14 protein-coding genes are annotated in these 16,621 nt (G+C 67.8%); 10 read left to right on the top strand and 4 right to left on the bottom strand.

The window, feature by feature from the left end:
- Positions 1–6: 6 nt before the first annotated feature.
- The gene (locus MRBLWH13_RS04810; protein WP_341957155.1) at positions 7–1,422 is read right to left on the bottom strand and encodes an RNB domain-containing ribonuclease; all 1,416 of its coding nucleotides are present in this window, start codon (positions 1,420–1,422) and stop codon (positions 7–9) included.
- A gap of 170 nt (positions 1,423–1,592) precedes the next feature.
- Here MRBLWH13_RS04810 and MRBLWH13_RS04815 point away from each other — a divergent pair, with 170 nt between their 5' ends.
- Positions 1,593–2,363, top strand: a complete 771-nt coding sequence (locus tag MRBLWH13_RS04815) for an isocitrate lyase/phosphoenolpyruvate mutase family protein (protein ID WP_341957156.1) — start codon at positions 1,593–1,595, stop codon at positions 2,361–2,363.
- A 42-nt stretch (positions 2,364–2,405) separates the two neighbouring features.
- Positions 2,406–4,163 (top strand): proline--tRNA ligase, encoded by a 1,758-nt coding sequence (locus MRBLWH13_RS04820; protein ID WP_341957157.1) that lies wholly within the window; start codon positions 2,406–2,408, stop codon positions 4,161–4,163.
- A 70-nt stretch (positions 4,164–4,233) separates the two neighbouring features.
- Here the strand turns inward: MRBLWH13_RS04820 and MRBLWH13_RS04825 are convergent, their stop codons facing one another.
- Entirely contained in the window at positions 4,234–4,737 is a 504-nt protein-coding gene (locus MRBLWH13_RS04825) for a pyridoxamine 5'-phosphate oxidase family protein (RefSeq protein WP_341957158.1), read from the bottom strand.
- 118 nt (positions 4,738–4,855) lie between these two features.
- On the opposite strand from MRBLWH13_RS04825, the gene MRBLWH13_RS04830 reads away from it, so the two are divergent.
- The gene (locus MRBLWH13_RS04830; protein ID WP_341957159.1) at positions 4,856–5,896 is read left to right on the top strand and encodes a TIGR00730 family Rossman fold protein; all 1,041 of its coding nucleotides are present in this window, start codon (positions 4,856–4,858) and stop codon (positions 5,894–5,896) included.
- Here the strand turns inward: MRBLWH13_RS04830 and MRBLWH13_RS04835 are convergent.
- The gene (locus MRBLWH13_RS04835) at positions 5,865–7,220 is read right to left on the bottom strand and encodes an NAD(P)/FAD-dependent oxidoreductase (protein WP_341957160.1); all 1,356 of its coding nucleotides are present in this window, start codon (positions 7,218–7,220) and stop codon (positions 5,865–5,867) included. The two genes, MRBLWH13_RS04830 and MRBLWH13_RS04835, sit on opposite strands and share 32 nt — an antisense overlap.
- A gap of 131 nt (positions 7,221–7,351) precedes the next feature.
- Here MRBLWH13_RS04835 and nusA point away from each other — a divergent pair, with 131 nt between their 5' ends.
- The 5 genes from nusA (at position 7,352) to MRBLWH13_RS04860 (ending at position 14,340) form a co-directional block, all read left to right on the top strand.
- Positions 7,352–8,335, top strand: a complete 984-nt coding sequence (gene nusA, locus MRBLWH13_RS04840; protein ID WP_341957161.1) for a transcription termination factor NusA — start codon at positions 7,352–7,354, stop codon at positions 8,333–8,335.
- A 74-nt stretch (positions 8,336–8,409) separates the two neighbouring features.
- Positions 8,410–8,649, top strand: a complete 240-nt coding sequence (locus MRBLWH13_RS04845) for a YlxR family protein (RefSeq protein ID WP_235559984.1) — start codon at positions 8,410–8,412, stop codon at positions 8,647–8,649.
- Positions 8,650–8,744: 95 nt separating this feature from the next.
- On the top strand, positions 8,745–11,564 hold the full coding sequence (infB, locus tag MRBLWH13_RS04850; RefSeq protein WP_341957162.1) for a translation initiation factor IF-2: 2,820 nt from the start codon (positions 8,745–8,747) through the stop codon (positions 11,562–11,564).
- A gap of 75 nt (positions 11,565–11,639) precedes the next feature.
- On the top strand, positions 11,640–12,074 hold the full coding sequence (rbfA, locus tag MRBLWH13_RS04855; protein WP_341957163.1) for a 30S ribosome-binding factor RbfA: 435 nt from the start codon (positions 11,640–11,642) through the stop codon (positions 12,072–12,074).
- Between the two features lie 304 nt (positions 12,075–12,378).
- Complete coding sequence (locus MRBLWH13_RS04860) at positions 12,379–14,340, top strand: helix-turn-helix transcriptional regulator (RefSeq protein ID WP_341957164.1); 1,962 nt, start codon at positions 12,379–12,381, stop codon at positions 14,338–14,340.
- Positions 14,341–14,350: 10 nt separating this feature from the next.
- On the opposite strand, the gene MRBLWH13_RS04865 is transcribed toward MRBLWH13_RS04860, so the two are convergent.
- The gene (locus MRBLWH13_RS04865; protein WP_341957165.1) at positions 14,351–15,217 is read right to left on the bottom strand and encodes an A/G-specific adenine glycosylase; all 867 of its coding nucleotides are present in this window, start codon (positions 15,215–15,217) and stop codon (positions 14,351–14,353) included.
- A gap of 109 nt (positions 15,218–15,326) precedes the next feature.
- On the opposite strand from MRBLWH13_RS04865, the gene truB reads away from it, so the two are divergent.
- The gene (gene truB / locus MRBLWH13_RS04870) at positions 15,327–16,220 is read left to right on the top strand and encodes a tRNA pseudouridine(55) synthase TruB (RefSeq protein ID WP_341957166.1); all 894 of its coding nucleotides are present in this window, start codon (positions 15,327–15,329) and stop codon (positions 16,218–16,220) included.
- Positions 16,217–16,585, top strand: coding sequence for a hypothetical protein (locus MRBLWH13_RS04875; RefSeq protein WP_341957167.1), 369 nt, complete (start codon positions 16,217–16,219; stop codon positions 16,583–16,585). The genes truB and MRBLWH13_RS04875 overlap by 4 nt, the downstream gene beginning before the upstream one ends.
- Positions 16,586–16,621 lie beyond the last annotated feature (36 nt).

The following is a 16,621-nucleotide window of genomic DNA, read 5'->3' on the forward strand; positions in this document are numbered from 1 at the left end:
AGGGCGTCAGAGAGAGAACTCGATCTCGCCTCGGGTGATGTCCGCGCGCACGACGTGGAGCGGCACGACGGCTCCGGGGGTGGCACCGTCCGGAATCGGGGCAGAGGCGGTGACGGCAGGATCGGCGATCTGGACCGTCGCCCGCTCGCCGCGGATCTCGATCACGGTCGCATCGATCGTCGAGCCGACCAGGGGAGTCATCAGCGCAGCCTCGACGCAGTTGATCGTTGCGGAATCGAGGTTGGACGCGCGCTGACCGGACTCCTGCATCAGTGCCGGGAGATCAGCGAGGGACTCGCGGACCCAGGCCGGCACCTCTCGCCCCTCGGACACGGCGAGGCAGATCGCGAGCGACCAGCGATCGACGAGACGACGCAGAGGCGCCGTGGCGTGCGCGTACGGTGCGGCGATCGCCGCCTGCTCGGTGTCGGACGGCACTGAGCCGTCGAAGGTCACGTAGCCCGCTCCGCGGAAGAGTGACGCTGCCGCCTCGAGGATCGGGAGGGTCATGGGGTCTGCGCGATCCAGCTCGCGCAGGTAGTCGCCGTACCGGCCCGTCGTCCAGGGCCGACCGAGCGCCTCGGTCTGATAACGGAACGCATCGAAGGATCTCTCGTCAGGCTGGGGCATCGTGCGCAGGATGCCGATGCCGGCCTCGATCATCAGGGAAGCTGCCGCCATACCCGTCATGAGGGACAGCTGAGCGTTCCATTCTTCGACAGGCAGCGGGTGCCGACGTTCGATCGAATAGGTTCCGTCGAGTCCTCGCACGACCTCTTCGTCCGGGAGGTTCAGGCTCGCGCCGCCGCGGAGCTTCTCCTGTGCGATCCGCAGAGCACCGATCTCCGGGAGCAGCGCGGCGGGGCCTTCCTCGCCCCGGTCGAGCGCCGCCTGGGTGCTGACGTAGTCGAGCTGCGCGCGCGAGCGGATCAGGGCCCGCTCCAGCCTGACGTCCTCGACCACTCCCGCAGAATCGAGGGCGAAGGTCCAGACCAGCGCTGGGCGATCCACATCCGCCAGCAGCGATGCGCGATCCTCGCTCAGCACCTTCGGATGCAGGGGGACAGTGCCGTCCGCCGCGTACAGGGTCTGGCCTCGACGACGGGCCTCCGCGTCGACCGCACCGCCGGGAGCCACGAATCCGGGCACATCGGCGATCGCATAGCGAACCGTGTATCCGGAGTCCCGCCGCTCGAGGTGGAAGGCCTGGTCGAGATCGCGAGACCCGCGGGGATCGAGTGTGGCGAACGGGATGTCGCGCATATCGAGTTCGGGAGTTGCAGCATCCGATGCCGCAGCCTCGGCGAGCACCGCGGCGGGGAAATCAGCGGGAGCCTCCAGAGATTCCTTGAGGGCGGCCAGCGCCGCGGCGAGTTCCGTCTGCGCGGCGGACGGAGCAACGTGGGATCGGCGCTGAGGCATGACCCCACACTAGGCGTCGAGGCGCGCCGGACCATGACGGCGGACCCCGGATACGACGGCGCTGAGGGGATCGGGGCTGAGCGTCGGACCCCCTCGGCGCACCCTCCGGAAACCTGTGATTCGCGTGTCCGTCCGGCCCCGACCGGAATACAGGGCGTTAGCGTGGGGGCATGACCACTGCTGCGAAAGCCCAGACCCTGATCGGACTCTACGAAGCGCCCGAGATCCTCCGCGTCGTCAATGTGTGGGACGTCGTCTCCGCCCGAGCTGTCGCGAAGCTCCCGGAGACCAAGGCGATCGCCACCGCCGGCCACGGCATCGCCGCGTCGTTCGGATTCGAGGACGGCACCATCACCCGCGACATCATGATCGACATGGTCGGACGCATCGCGGCATCCGTCTCCGTCCCGGTGACCGCCGACCTCGACGACGGCTACGGCGACGCAGGAGAGACCACGCGTCTCGCGATCGGCGCGGGTGTCGTCGGCGCCAACGTCGAGGACCGCCTCAAGCCGTTCGACGAGTCCGTCGCCGTGGTGGAGGCCATCGTCAAGGCGGCCGAGGCAGAGGGCGTTCCGTTCGCTCTCAACGCCCGCACCGACGCGTTCGTGCGCGCAGGTCACCGACCGGTCGCCGAGAGCGTCGCCGATGCGATCCAGCGCGGCCGTGCGTTCCTCGACGCCGGTGCCACGGCTGTCTTCGTCCCCGGCATGCTCGACGCCAACATCACGCGTCAGCTCGTCGAGGGCCTCGGAGAGGGCAAGCTCAGCGTGATCGGCCTGCCCGGCACCCTCGCGGCGTCGGAGTACGAGAAGCTCGGCGTCGCCCGCATCTCCTACGGCCCGCTGCCGCAGCGGGTCGCCCTGACCGCCGTGCAGGACCTCGCAGCGAGCCTGTACGCCGGCGGCGTGATCCCCAACGGACTCCCTGCCCTCAACTGACGCATCGCGAGACGAGTGACCACCGGTCAGTAGACTTGGCCCGTGGTCACTCGTCTTTCGAATTTCTTCCTCCGCACGCTCCGTGAAGACCCTGCAGGCGCAGAGGTCGCGAGCCACAGGCTGCTGATCCGCGCCGGGTACATCCGGCCGCAGGCTGCCGGCATCTTCGCGTGGCTCCCGCTGGGGCTCCGCGTCAAGGCCAAGATCGAGACCGTCGTCCGCGAGGAGATGGCCGCAGCAGGAGCGCAGGAGGTGCACTTCCCGGCTCTGATGCCGCGCGAGTCGTATGAGGCGACCGGGCGCTGGGACGAGTACGGCGACCTGCTGTTCCGTCTCCAGGACCGCAAGGGCGGCGACTACCTGCTCGCCCCGACGCACGAAGAGGCGTTCACGCTGCTCGTGAAGGACCTGTACTCGTCGTACAAGGACCTTCCCCTCACGCTCTACCAGATCCAGGACAAGTACCGCGATGAGGCCCGTCCCCGGGCAGGCCTGCTTCGCGGACGCGAGTTCACGATGAAGGACGCCTATTCCTTCGATTCGTCCGACGAGGGCCTCGACGCCAGCTACCAGGCTCAGCGCGATGCCTACGAGCGCATCTTCCAGCGCCTGGGTCTCGAGTACGTCATCGTCCAGGCGGATGCCGGAGCGATGGGCGGTTCGCGGAGCGAGGAGTTCCTGCACCCGACTCCCGTCGGCGAAGACACGTTCGTCCGCAGCGCCGGCGGATACGCCGCCAATGTGGAGGCGTTCACGACTGCCGTGCCTGACGCGATCACTTTCGACGCGGATGCGGTGCCGGTGATCTTCGACTCGCCGAACACGCCCACGATCGAGACTCTCGTCGCGCACTCGAACGCGCACCTGGACGGCGACTACACGGCTGCGGACACGCTCAAGAACGTCGTGCTCGCGCTCACCCACCTCGACGGAACCCGTGAACTCGTCGTCGTCGGCATCCCCGGCGACCGCGAGGTCGACGAGAAGCGCGCCGAAGTCGCATTCGCGCCTGCGGAGGTCGAGACCGCCACGGCAGACGACTTCGAGAAGAACCCGCTGCTCGTCAAGGGCTACATCGGCCCCTGGTCTCCCACGGGAGCCGTGCTCGGCGAGGAATCGGCGACCGGCATCCGCTACCTGGTCGACCCCCGTGTGAGCGAGGGCACGAGCTGGATCACCGGTGCGAACCTGGACGAGAAGCACGCGCATTCGGTCGTCGCCGGGCGTGACTTCTTCGCCGACGGCATCGTCGAGATCGCGAACGTCCGCGCGGGCGATCCGGCGCCCGACGGCTCCGGTCCGGTCGAGCTCGCACGCGGTATGGAGATCGGCCACGTGTTCCAGCTGGGTCGCAAGTACGCGGACGCGCTCGGACTCAAAGTCCTGAACGAGAACGGCAAGCTCGTCACCGTCACGATGGGGTCGTACGGCATCGGCGTGACGCGAATCCTCGCGATCATCGCCGAGCTGAACAACGACGAGAAGGGGCTCATCTGGCCCGCATCCGTCGCCCCCTTCGACGTGCAGGTCGTCGCCGCCGGTCGTGATCAGGTCGCGTTCGATGTGGCCGCCGACCTGTCGGCGCAGCTCGAGTCGGCCGGACTCGACGTGCTCTACGATGACCGACCCAAGGTCTCGCCGGGAGTCAAGTTCGGCGACGCCGAGCTCGTGGGCGTCCCGAAGATCGTCATCGTGGGCCGCGGGGCGGCCGACGGTCAGGTCGAACTGTGGGATCGCAGCACGGGTGAGCGCGACGCGGTCTCGGTCACCGAGGCCATCGAAAGGCTCAGCAGGGGCTGATCGCCGTGGTGCGGAATGCCGCGCACCCCCTTCCCGGGACTGCGCGGCATTCTCATGAGCGGGGTCGAGATCAGCAGACGATGCGACCGTGGTTCATGATGTCGTCATCCGGTGTGTCGCGCGTGACCAGCGACTTCAGCGCTCCCGCAGCCATGGCGATCTTCCCCTTCGCGGGCTCCCAGAACTCGGTCACGGTGGGGGTCACCTTCAAGAGCGCGATGCCTGGGGTGTCGAGGCCGTCCGCGAACCAGATCTCCAGCGACGGGGAGTAGAGCTCCTCCATCTTCGCGCGGTCGTGCACGAGCGTCGCCTTGCCGGCGACCGAGACGTAGCGCATCCCCTTGGCATCGCAGTAGGACAATCCGACATCGTGGTGCTTGCGCGCTTCGTCGACCTTCTCGGTGTCTTCCGCGGTGAAGAACCAGATGTCGCCGGCGTCGTCCATCTGCCGCGTCGACATCGGTCTGCTCACGAGATTGCCGTCATCGTCGGTCGTCGTCAGCATCGTGAAGTCGATGTCCTCCACGAGCTCGGCGACACGTGCCAGGGCTTCAGGTCCGGTGATCTCTGTCATGTCGATACCTTCGTACGGGCGCGACGCAGAGGCACGGGGATTGACAGGAGGAGCGCCACATGATCGCGGGCGGCGTTGCGCCGCACACGGGGCCGATCGCGCATGACAGTCTGGAGACATGACCGAGGAATCGCTGCCGGAATCGCTCAGCTCCGAGATCAACGCCGTGCTGGACGACGCCGGGGTCAAGACCGATCGGCGACTGGTGATGCGCATGATGCGCACCGCGATCCTGCTCGGTGAGGACGGCACCAACCGGCTCGATCTGAAGATCGCATCCGCGGCTCTGGCCGAGATGCGCGACGCCTTCCGACTCTTCGCGCCCTTCGAGGGAGTGCCCAAGGTCACCGTCTTCGGGTCTGCTCGCACACGGCAGGACGACCCGCTCTACGTCCAGGCGCGAGCCATCGCCGAGGCCCTGGCCGCAGACGGTTGGATGGTCGTGACGGGCGCCGGCCCCGGGATCATGCAGGCGGCGGCTGAGGGCGCAGGTCCCGCGCTCTCGCTGGGCGTCTCGATCCGACTGCCGTTCGAGGAGAAGGCGAACAGCCTCGTCGCGGGGAGCGACCACGTCGTCGCGATGAAGTACTTCTTCACCCGCAAGCTCATGCTCATCAAGGAGTCGATCGGCTTCATCTGCCTTCCGGGCGGGTTCGGCACCCTGGACGAGATGTTCGAGCTGCTGACCCTGCAGCAGACGGGCAAGGCCGAGCCGACGCCCATCGTGCTGCTCGACGAACCCGGGGGCACGTTCTGGAACGGGCTCAAGCGGTTCATCGACGAGGATCTCGCGCCGACGGGGGTGATCTCCGAGGGCGACTTCGACCGCGTCGTGATCACGGACTCGGTGGAGTCGGCGGCCTCGGTGATCGCCGGTTTCTGGCGCAACTACGATTCGCTGCGCTGGGTGGGCGACACCCTCGTGCTCCGCCTGCGTATCGACCCGACCGATGCCGAGCTCGACCGGCTCAACGAGCAGTTCGCGGGGATGCTGGTGAGCGGCCGTATCGAGCGATCTGCGCCGCGGTCACCCGAGGTCGCGGACGACGACGTGCTGCACCTGCCGCGGCTAGCCCTTCACCTCGACCAGCGCCAGGTCGGCAACCTGTTCCGTCTGATCGGTGCGATCAACTCGCTGGATTCTGCTCCCGCGCTCTGATCCCTGCCGCGAACGCGGCGAGATCGACATCGTGCCCGAGGATGCGCTCGGCGGCTCGGTGGCCTGAGTAGTAGGCGGCACCCACTGTGGCGGGTTCGTCGCCCCAGGTGGCCTCACCCGCGAAGTGCAGCACGCCGTCTACGGGACCGGCCGCATCGTCGTGATCATGATGCGATGACCCGACAGCAAGATGCGAGTACGACCCGTTCGCGAATGGGTCGTGTCCCCAGCGGGTGATCCAGTGCGCGGTCGGCGCTCCGACGTGGTCGCCGTACAGCGTGTGCAGCGCGGCGACCACGTCCGCGACGATCTCCTCGTCGGTGAGTTCCTGCATCCGACGTCCGAAGGGGCCGGCGGCGAAGGTGAGAAGAGTCGGCAGTCCGCTGACCGCGGACACGTCGTACCAGGAGTGCCAGTGCTCACCCGCCTCGCCGAGCGCACGGACCGCATAACTGCCCTCGTCCCAGAAGCGCTCCGGAAACTGGATGAAGATCTTGTTGAAGGTTCCCATCCCCAGGCGCTCGACGGGACCCGCGACGGCCTCGGGCAGGGGAGGGGCGAAGTCGATCGAACCGCCCTTGAGCACGCCGAGCGGCACCGTGACCAGCCCGCTGCGGGCGGAGAAGTCCCCGGCGTCGGTCGAGACGACCACCCCGTCGGGCGTCCGAGCGACCCGCGTGACGATGTGATCGAGCCGGATGTCGAGTCCGGCGGCGATGCGGCGGGGGAGTTCGTCGTATCCGCGAGGGAAGATCACCTCGTCGCCGTCGATCGCGTCCTCGTCGAGTCCGTGCGCGTCGAGGTCGCCGATCCATGCTCCGCACTGCTCTTCGACACGGTGTCGGAAGAACTCTCGGATCTCGTCGATGCGCTCCGGTTCGAATCCGGAGCGGTCGAGCGCGCGCTCGGTCACAACGAGGTAGGTGTCGCCGGGGGAGGACGCGGCGATCTTCTCGACCAGCAGACGATCGGCTGTCGCGACGTCTTCGATCCACTGCGCCGTGCTCGCAGCATCCATCGGCGTGCCGTCCCCGTCGAAGTTCTCGATGGGACGGCCACCGGCCTGGAAGCTGCCGACCGTGTACTCGATCGTGGGGATGTCCAGCGCCTGCACGAGATCCCACAGGCGCGACCCCTCGATCCCGTGCACCCAGGATGCCCCGAGATCGACGGGGAAACCGGCGGTGCGGTCGGTGTTCATCCGGCCGCCGACGCGATCGCGAGCCTCCAGCACCAGGACCCGCTGGCCGGCATCGGCGAGCATGCGTGCGGCCGTCACTCCCGACATCCCGGCTCCGATCACGATGGTGTCGTACGTGGTCACTGAGTCCTCCTGCGATCCTGACACCGCGACGGTGCGGCGGCCGCCGTGGCATGGGGCGGTGGGCACAGGGTATCGTGGTACGGATGTCGTGCGAGCACACCCGCGCGACGAGAGCTGAATAGGGAGCCGTCATGGATATCGAACTGAGTCTGCTGCGTGGGATCGAGAAGGAGAAGGCGATTCCCTTCGATGAACTGGTCTCGATCATCGAACAGGCCATCCTGACCGCGTACTCGAAGCACGTCTCCGCAGACGGAGCCACCCCCGAGGGGGTCCGCGTCGAACTCGACCGTCGGACCGGGCACGTCGCCGTGCTGCAGGTCGTCAAGGACGAAGAGGGCGCGATCATCGGCGAAGAGGATGCCACGCCCGACGACTTCGGACGTATCGCGGCCTTCGCAGCCAAGCAGGTCATCAGCCAGCGCCTGCGGGACATCGCGGACGACGTCGTGCTCGGCGACTTCAAGGACAAGGAAGGCGACATCGTCGCGGGAGTGATCCAGCAGGGTCCGAATCCCCGCATGATCCACGTCGACCTCGGAGCCGTCGAGGCGATCCTTCCTCCTGAGGAGCAGGTGCCGGGCGAGGAGTACACCCATGGGTCGCGCCTCCGCGTGTACGTGACCAGCGTCGCGAAGGGGCTCAAGGGGCCGCAGATCACCGTGTCGCGCACGCACCCCGGGCTCGTCCGCAAGCTGTTCGCGCTGGAGGTCCCCGAGATCGCCGCCGGTCTCGTCGAGATCGTCTCGCTCGCCCGCGAGGCCGGCCACCGCACGAAGATCGCCGTCCGGGCGAACGACCCGGCCATCAATGCCAAGGGAGCCTGCATCGGCGAGATGGGTCGTCGTGTCCGTGCCGTCACCGAGGAGCTCGCGGGGGAGAAGATCGACATCGTCGACTTCGATCCGGAACTCGCGCCTTTCGTCGCGAATGCCCTCTCGCCGGCCAAGGTGACCAGTGCGTTCATCCTCGACGCGAGCACCAAGGCGGTGCGTGCCCTGGTGCCCGACTACCAGCTCTCGCTCGCGATCGGCAAGGAAGGGCAGAACGCCCGTCTCGCCGCCAAGCTCACCGGCGCGAAGATCGACATTCAGCCGGACAGCGTCCTGGACTGACCGCTCGTCACGTCCGACTCGCGCCCTTCGCGCGAGTCGGACGGGAACACAGGTGTAAGATGGAACCCGTACGAATGTGCGTCGGCTGTCGCACGCGTGCTCCCCGCGCCGCTCTTCTCAGAGTGGTGTCCCAGAACGAGACGCTCATCATCGATGAGCGTGCTGTCCTGCCGGGGCGAGGCGCGTGGGTTCATCCGACACCGGAATGCATGGATGCCGCTCTGCGGCGTCGGGCTTTCGGAAGAGCACTGCGCGTCTCCAGCGATCTGGACACGCGGAACATCGAACAGCACCCACCAAGAAACAAAGGCTGAACGGCTATGGAAACAAAGTGAACGGCTCGAAATGAGACCCGTCCGCGACTAGTGGTCTGCCCTGTCTGGGTGGACCGACCCCAGACAGGAGAATTGTGGCTGGTAAACCACGCGTACACGAGATCGCCGCCGAACTCGGCGTCGACAGCAAGATCGCACTTGCAAAGCTCAAGGAACTCGGAGAGTTCGTCAAGAGCCCCTCTTCGACCATCGAACCTCCGGTGGCGCGCAAGCTGCGCGCTGCCATCGAGTCGGACGCTTCCCTGAAGTCGTCCGGCGACGCCGCACCCGCTGCTGCAGCGAAGCCCGCTGCCAAGCCGGGTGCTGCCAAGCCTGGTGCTGCCAAGCCTGGTGCTGCGAAGTCGGCAGAGGAAACCTCCGACGCTGCGACACCCGCTGCTGCGAAGCCCGGTTCCGGTGCACCGACTCCGGGTCCCAAGCCCGGGCCCAAGCCGGCCCCCGCGCCGGAGGCGCCCGTTGCTGCTCCGGCAGCCGAAGCTCCGGCCGAGCCTGCTGCTCCGGCAGCGGCGACACCCGGCCCCGCGGCTCCGAAGTCGAACGACGGAGGAGCTCCGAAGCCCGGCGCCCCTCGTCCCGGCAACAACCCGTTCTCCTCCGCGCAGGGTATGGGACAGCGTCCCACCGGTCCGCGTCCGGGGAACAACCCCTTCGCTTCGGCGCAGGGAATGGGCCAGCGCCCGACGCCGGGTAACATCCCGCGTCCGCAGGCTCCGCGTCCCGGCGCACCGCGTCCGGGTGCACCTCGTCCCGGTTCGCCCCGTCCCGGCGCTCCGCGCGGTGGTCAGGGTGGTCGTCCCGGCGGTGCACCGTTCCAGCAGCGTCCGGGTGGCCCCGGTCGTCCCGGCGGTGCCGGTGGACCCGGTGCGGGTCCCGGTGCTCGTCCCGGTGGTGGCTTCGCAGGTCGTCCCGGTGGCGGCGGTGGCCGCGGTCGTGGCCCCGGTGGAGGTACCGCAGGTGCTTTCGGCAAGGGCGGCGGCAAGAGCAAGCAGCGCAAGTCGCGGCGGGCGAAGCGGCAGGAATTCGAGATGCGGAGCGCCCCGGTCGTCGGTGGCGTCAACGTCACCCGCGGTAACGGGGAGATCATCCGCATGCGCCGCGGCGCGTCGATCGCGGACTTCGCCGACAAGATCGAGACGCTGACCGGTTACACGGTCCAGCCCGGAACCCTCGTGACGATCCTCTTCAACCTCGGCGAGATGGCCACGGCCACCGAGTCGCTGGACGAGGCGACGTTCGAGGTACTGGGTGCCGAGCTCGGCTACAAGATCCAGATGGTCTCGCCCGAGGACGAGGACAAGGAGCTCCTCGAGGGCTTCGGTCTCAACCTCGAGCAGGAGCTCGAGGAGGAGAGCGAGGACGACCTCGAGATCCGTCCTCCGGTGGTCACCGTCATGGGTCACGTCGACCACGGTAAGACCCGGCTCCTCGACGCCATCCGTCAGACCAACGTCATCGACGGTGAGGCCGGCGGCATCACGCAGCACATCGGTGCGTACCAGGTGTGGACGGAGCACGAGGGCATCGAGCGTGCCATCACCTTCATCGACACCCCGGGTCACGAGGCGTTCACCGCCATGCGTGCACGTGGAGCGCAGGTCACCGACCTCGCGATCCTCGTGGTCGCGGCCGACGACGGCATCATGCCGCAGACGGTCGAGGCGCTCAACCACGCCCAGGCGGCGAACGTGCCGATCGTGGTCGCGGTGAACAAGGTCGACAAGCCCGACGCCAACCCGGCCAAGGTGCGTCAGCAGCTCACCGAGTATGGTCTGGTCGCCGAGGAGTACGGCGGAGACGTCATGTTCGTCGACGTGTCGGCTCGCGCCAACACCGGTATCCAGGAACTCCTGGACGCGGTGCTGCTCACGGCCGACGCTGGCCTCGACCTCACGGCGAACCCGAACAAGGCCGCTCGCGGTGTCGCCATCGAGGCGAAGCTCGACAAGGGTCGCGGTTCGGTCGCCACAGTGCTGATCCAGTCCGGAACGCTCCGCGTCGGAGACGCGATCGTGGCCGGAACGGCCTATGGCCGAGTGCGTGCGATGGCGGACGAGAACGGCGAGCAGGTCCTCGAGGCCTACCCGTCGCGTCCGGTGCAGGTTCAGGGTCTGAACTCCGTGCCGCGTGCCGGCGACGTCTTCATCGTCACCGAAGAGGACCGCATGGCCCGTCAGATCGCTGAGAAGCGTGAAGCGGTCGAGCGCAACGCCCAGCTGGCCAAGGCCCGCAAGCGCATCTCGCTCGAGGACTTCACCCGTGCTCTCGAAGAGGGCAAGGTCGAGTCGCTCAACCTCATCATCAAGGGTGACGTCTCCGGTGCCGTCGAGGCACTCGAGGAGTCGCTGCTCAAGATCGAGGTCGACGACTCGGTGCAGCTCCGCATCATCCACCGCGGTGTCGGTGCGATCACGGAGTCCGACGTCAACCTCGCGACGATCGACAACGCGATCATCGTGGGCTTCAACGTCCGCCCCGACACGAAGGCGCGCGAGCGTGCTCAGCGTGAAGGCGTGGACATCCGGTTCTACTCGGTCATCTACAACGCGATCGACGAGATCGAGAGCTCGCTCAAGGGCATGCTCAAGCCGGAGTACGAAGAGGTCCAGTCGGGCGTCGCCGAGATCCGCGAGGTGTTCCGCTCCTCGAAGTTCGGCAACATCGCCGGTGTCATCGTGCGCTCGGGAACGATCACGCGAAACGCCAAGGCTCGTGTCATCCGCGACGGTGTGGTCATCGCCGATGGCCTCGCCATCGAGTCGCTGCGTCGCTTCAAGGACGACGTCACCGAGGTGCGCACGGACTACGAGGCCGGTATCGGCCTCGGCAAGTTCAACGACATCCAGATCGGTGACGAGATCGAGACCACCGAGCTGGTCGAGAAGCCTCGCGGCTGATCACGTCAGATATATGTCTTCGGGCGAGGATGCGTCATGCATCCTCGCCCGAAGGGTACGTAGAGGGAGAGAACAATGGCTGGTGAACGACAGGCACGTCTGGCCGATCGCATTCGTGTGATCCTCGCTGAGCGACTCGAGAAGGGGCTGCGAGACCCGCGCCTCGGCTTCGTGACGATCACCGACGTCCGCGTGAGCGGCGACCTGCAGCACGCATCGGTGTTCTACACGGTGCTCGGCACCGAAGAGGAGCGTCTCTCCAGCGGGGCGGCTCTGACGTCGGCGACGGGGATGCTGCGCAGCGAGGTCGGCAAGCAGCTGAGCACCCGGCTCGTCCCGACGCTCGAGTTCATCCCCGACGCGCTTCCGGAGAACGCCGACCACATCTCGGCCCTCCTCCGTGAGGCGCAGCAGCGGGACGCCGATGTGGCGAAGCTCGCGTCGTCGGCATCACACGCAGGCGACGCAGACCCCTACATCCGCCAGGACGACGACGACACGGAGTCCTGAATATCGGCGCGCTCCTCTGTGGGCGTGCCTGCGTTGCTAACCTCGGCTGAGCGAGTGGATGCTCGTACGGGCTGGGGGGTTCGGCATCGACGTGTTGAGTGCGCATGGGGCGGCTTCGGTCGCCTCCGGGGTGATCGAGGAGATTCTCGACGATCTTCTCGAGAACGATCTGAGTTGCGCGCCACATGTCGTCGCGCGGCTCATCTCTGAAGTCACGGCGGATCGAGCGACAGTCAGAGCGGTCGCCGCACGATTGGATGCTGCGCAGCGGCAGGGGTTGAGGCCCCTCCCGACCCCGGTGCCGATGGTGGAGGCGATCGAAGCGCTGTACGCGCACCTCGTGCTCGATCAGCGCGATCGTGAGATCCTCGTCGCGGTCTCTCTGCGCCTCGACGACAGGCTCGAACCGCTTCTCGACTTCGTGGGGCGCTCTGCCGACTACCTCTCGGCGGGAACGCTCGGTCCGTTGCTCGACATCCACGCGGGGCGGGTGCGCCTCGCCGACCCACGCCTGGCCATCTGGCTTCGAGCGACGACGTCATCATCGGCGGCGGCAGCCGTGCACGATCGCCTGCACGTCATCTTCCGGAGCCGGGGCGAGTGGGTCGACGCGGATTGGCACCGTGCCCGCGCATCTCTCTACGGCGACCCCGACACCGCCGGGGAGCTGACGCGCATCGCGAGAGAGCACTCGGAGTCCGGTCTGAGTGAGCGCGCGTTCCATCTCGCGGCAGAAGCCGCATCGCACACCAGTGGAGTCCGCAAAGACGAGGCCACCGTCGTGGCGGGCGTCGCGGCGATATCCGCGGGCTATGCCGTGGAGGCTGTCAACCAGCTCTCCGGCCTGTTCCCCGCGGGCGACGAGCGGTACCGGTTGCAGGGGCTCGGTGGATTGTTCGTCGCGCAGGCGCATCTGCGGGGCAGCGTTCCCGAGGTCGATGTGGAGACGTTGAAGCCTCGGAGTGACGATCCCGAGCATTGGTATTCCTGGGCGCGCGCGTCAGCGTTCGCTGCCGTCCTCTGCGCGGAGCGCGGCGATCGTCAGGGCATGCGATCGTGGCTGGATGCTCTGCGGGAAGGGAGCGCGAGGGTGAGCGCGGAGAGTGATCTCCGTGACCCGGTCGTCGCACTGGCCTGGCTCGTTCTGGGTGATCGCGACCTCGAGGATGTGCGAGGAACCGGGCCCCTCACCGGAGGGATGCTCCAGGCTCTGCGCGCGGCCATGGACGGCGACGTCGACCGTGGACTGCGGCTGCTCGGCGTCGCGGACTCCGGTATCGGTATAGAAGTCGATCCGTTCGTCGCGGGGTTCGAGCGCAGCCCTCTCGTCAGCGCGTATCGGGCGATCGTCGAAGTGCTGCTGCTGATGTGGCGAGGGGACATCGGTACGGCCCGAGACCGAATGCTGCGGGCGGCCCTCGAACTCCCCGTGGCGCTGCCCTTCGCCGGACTCGGCGTCGTCATCGCCCGTCGTCTCGATCTGGCGGTTCTCGGACGGCTCGGGCCGTTCTCCCGCGCTCTCACCGCGGCGTCACCCGCACCCGTCCGCTTCGATCAGCTCGTCGACCGCGCCATCGGAGCGTTCTTGGCCGGCTCGACGGACGAAGCGGTGTCCTTCATGCGGCTCTGGCGCGAACGAGGCGCGCCGCAGTCGACACTGTCCGTGCCCGGGCTGGAAGAGGCCATCGTCCGCGCGGAGCCGGCCCCGCGCCACCCGCAACGCATCGAACCGCCTGAGATCGCGCTCGCCCAGCTGCTCCGCCTGCGGATCACGAGATGCTCTGACGAGGACTGGCGCACCGACAGAGCACAGGTGGCAGCCGAGGCAAGGGCACTCGCATCTCCGTTCTCACGGGGACGCGTCGAGGCCATGATCGGCACGCGGTCGCTCATCCGGGGAGATCTGGAGATCGGTCGCGAACATCTCACCACCGCACTGAGTCTGCTGGAACTGTCGGGGGCGACGGCGTGGGCGCGCGCCGTCAGCGTCAGGTTGGATCGCTTGGATGCCGGAGAGCACCTGTCGGTACGCTCGGCAGACCTGCTCGCGCCCTGCCGGCGAGTGTGGGAGCCGCTCCTCACCGTCCGCGAGCTGGAAGTGGCGATGCTGGTCGTCGAAGGCTCGTCGAACCGTGGCATCGCAGCTACGCTGCACGTCTCGGTGCGCACGGTGGAGGTCCATCTCGGGCGTGTGTTCGCCAAGCTCGGGGTGCGCACCCGTGTCGAGCTCACGGTGATGGCTCACCGCATCGGTCAGTTCGTCTGAGCGGGTGGCGTCAGCGGGGGAGGGAGAGCGTCTCGCCGTCTGCTTCGGCGAGACCGTCGGCGATGAGCGAATCGATCGCCCTGTCGCGCTGCAGCGGATCCGGCCAGTCGGGGAGCACCCCCTGAAGCAGCACCGGATCCGGGGCGGCAGCGCGAAGGACACGCAGGACCGCTCCTCTGGCCTGACGGTCGGAGCCCTCGAAGGCCGCCTGGCGCCGTCGCGTGTCACCGGTGTCTGGGCGCCCGGCCGCGACCCAGGCGCAGTCGTCGATCAGCGGACAGATCTCGCAGCGAGGAGAGCGCGACGTGCAGACGGTGGCGCCGAGCTCCATCGCGGCCGCGTTGAACACCGCAGACTCGGCGTCGTCCGTGGGGAGCAGCGAATCCATGAGGTCAAGGTCCCGGCGAGACGGCGAGCCGGGCTGCGCCTGTCCGAGCACCGCCCGCGCGAGTACTCGACGAGTGTTCGTGTCGACGACGGGATGCCGGTCGCCGTATGCGAAGACGGCGACCGCCCTGGCGGTGTAATCGCCGATGCCCGAGAGGAGCAGAAGCGGCTCGACGTCCCTGGGGACGACTCCACCGTGCCGATCGGTGATCTCGATGGCTGCCCGGTGCAGCCATAGAGCACGCCGGGGATAGCCGAGGTTCGCCCACTGCTGCACGACCTCCGCAGGGGTGGCCTCTGCGAGCGCTCGGGGAGTGGGCCATCGGGAGAGCCACGCCTCCAGGTGCGGGATCACCCTGGCCACCGGCGTCTGCTGCAGCATGAACTCGCTGACGAGTGTTCCCCAGGCTCCGAACTCGTCCTGGAACTCGCCGCGTCGCCACGGCAGATCTCGCGCGGCTTCTCGATACCACGCCGTCAGGGGAGCCATCGTCGCAGCGGCTGGATGAGACGTCGAAGGCACCTCGACAGCCTAGGCGAATCGGCGCTCACGCCGGAGGCGGGACGCCGAGCATCCCGTCGCACCGTAGGCTTGAGGGATGGTCTCGCCCGGCATCCTCCTCGTCGACAAGCCCGCTGGACTGACCAGCCACGATGTGGTCGCGCGCACCCGTCGTGCGCTCGGAACCCGCAAGGTCGGGCACGCGGGAACCCTCGATCCGATGGCCACCGGCCTGCTCGTGATCGGCGTCGAGGGAGCAACGCGCCTGCTGACCTACATCGTCGGCGCGGACAAGACGTACGAGGCGACGATCCGGATCGGGCAGACGACCGGCACGGACGATGCCGACGGCGAGATCCTCACCCGTGCGCCCGAGCAGGCATGGCGTGCGGTGACACCCGAGCGGATCGCGGCGGGAGTCGCCGCGCTGACAGGGGAGATCTCGCAGGTGCCGAGCTCGGTGTCAGCGATCAAGGTCGACGGCCGACGCGCCTACGACCGGGTGAGGGCGGGAGAGGAGGTCGTGCTCGCAGCGCGCGATGTCACGGTCTCCCGGTTCGAGATCGTCGCCGAGCGCTCGGGCGAGGGCTTCCTGGATCTCGACGTCGTGGTCGACTGCTCGTCCGGCACCTACATCCGTTCTCTGGCCCGCGATCTCGGTGCAGACCTCGGCGTCGGAGGACACCTCACCGCTCTACGACGCACTCGCGTCGGCGACTTCGACGTCGCGGATGCCGTGATGATCGAGGACATCGTCGAGACCGCACTTCTGACTCCGGCCGCTGCGGCAGTGCGGGTGCTCGACCCGCTCCCTGTCTCGGCCGCGGACGCCAGGGATCTCCGGCACGGCAAACGGCTCACCGACCAGGCCTCTCGACTGAGCGGTGTTCTGGCCGCCGCGATCGACGAGGACGGCGTGCTCGTCGGCGTCGTCGAGCGACGGGGAGTCGACCTGAAGAGCGCGATGAACATGCCCGAGGTGGCCCGATGATCCTGTGGCTGACGATTGCTCAGGTCGCGGTCGCGACCGCCGCCGGACTGTTCTGCATCATCCTCGGTCTCGCCGGGCGGCGTCCGAGCGACTTCTCGGTCGGGGCCCTCGCTCTCGTCGAGCTGCTCCTGGTCGTCCAGGTCGTCGTGGCGATCGTGGCGCCCGTCGTCGGCAACCCCCCGACCGGCGATCTGCTCGAGTACTGGGTCTATCTCGTCTCCGCTGTGCTGCTGCCGATCGGCGCGGTGCTGTGGGCGCTCATGGAGAGAAGCAGGTGGAGCACGGTCATCCTCGGAGTCGCCGGGCTGGCCGTCGCGATCATGGTCTGGCGGATGCACGTCATCTGGACGATCCAGATCGCCTGAGCGTCCGGGATCCCCTGCCCCGATCTAGAATGGGGG

It is taken from the genome of Microbacterium sp. LWH13-1.2 (assembly GCF_038397735.1).
Lineage (GTDB): Bacteria > Actinomycetota > Actinomycetes > Actinomycetales > Microbacteriaceae > Microbacterium.

Bases quoted from the DNA above. Each gene is read 5' to 3' on its own strand.
- MRBLWH13_RS04810 (WP_341957155.1), bottom strand. From the start codon at position 1,422: ATGCCTCAGCGCCGATCCCACGTTGCTCCGTCCGCCGCGCAGACGGAA.
- MRBLWH13_RS04815 (WP_341957156.1), top strand. From the start codon at position 1,593: ATGACCACTGCTGCGAAAGCCCAGACCCTGATCGGACTCTACGAAGCG.
- MRBLWH13_RS04825 (WP_341957158.1), bottom strand. From the start codon at position 4,737: ATGACAGAGATCACCGGACCTGAAGCCCTGGCACGTGTCGCCGAGCTC.
- MRBLWH13_RS04830 (WP_341957159.1), top strand. From the start codon at position 4,856: ATGACCGAGGAATCGCTGCCGGAATCGCTCAGCTCCGAGATCAACGCC.
- nusA (WP_341957161.1), top strand. From the start codon at position 7,352: ATGGATATCGAACTGAGTCTGCTGCGTGGGATCGAGAAGGAGAAGGCG.
- MRBLWH13_RS04845 (WP_235559984.1), top strand. From the start codon at position 8,410: ATGTGCGTCGGCTGTCGCACGCGTGCTCCCCGCGCCGCTCTTCTCAGA.
- rbfA (WP_341957163.1), top strand. From the start codon at position 11,640: ATGGCTGGTGAACGACAGGCACGTCTGGCCGATCGCATTCGTGTGATC.
- MRBLWH13_RS04860 (WP_341957164.1), top strand. From the start codon at position 12,379: ATGGTGGAGGCGATCGAAGCGCTGTACGCGCACCTCGTGCTCGATCAG.
- MRBLWH13_RS04865 (WP_341957165.1), bottom strand. From the start codon at position 15,217: ATGGCTCCCCTGACGGCGTGGTATCGAGAAGCCGCGCGAGATCTGCCG.
- truB (WP_341957166.1), top strand. From the start codon at position 15,327: ATGGTCTCGCCCGGCATCCTCCTCGTCGACAAGCCCGCTGGACTGACC.
- MRBLWH13_RS04875 (WP_341957167.1), top strand. From the start codon at position 16,217: ATGATCCTGTGGCTGACGATTGCTCAGGTCGCGGTCGCGACCGCCGCC.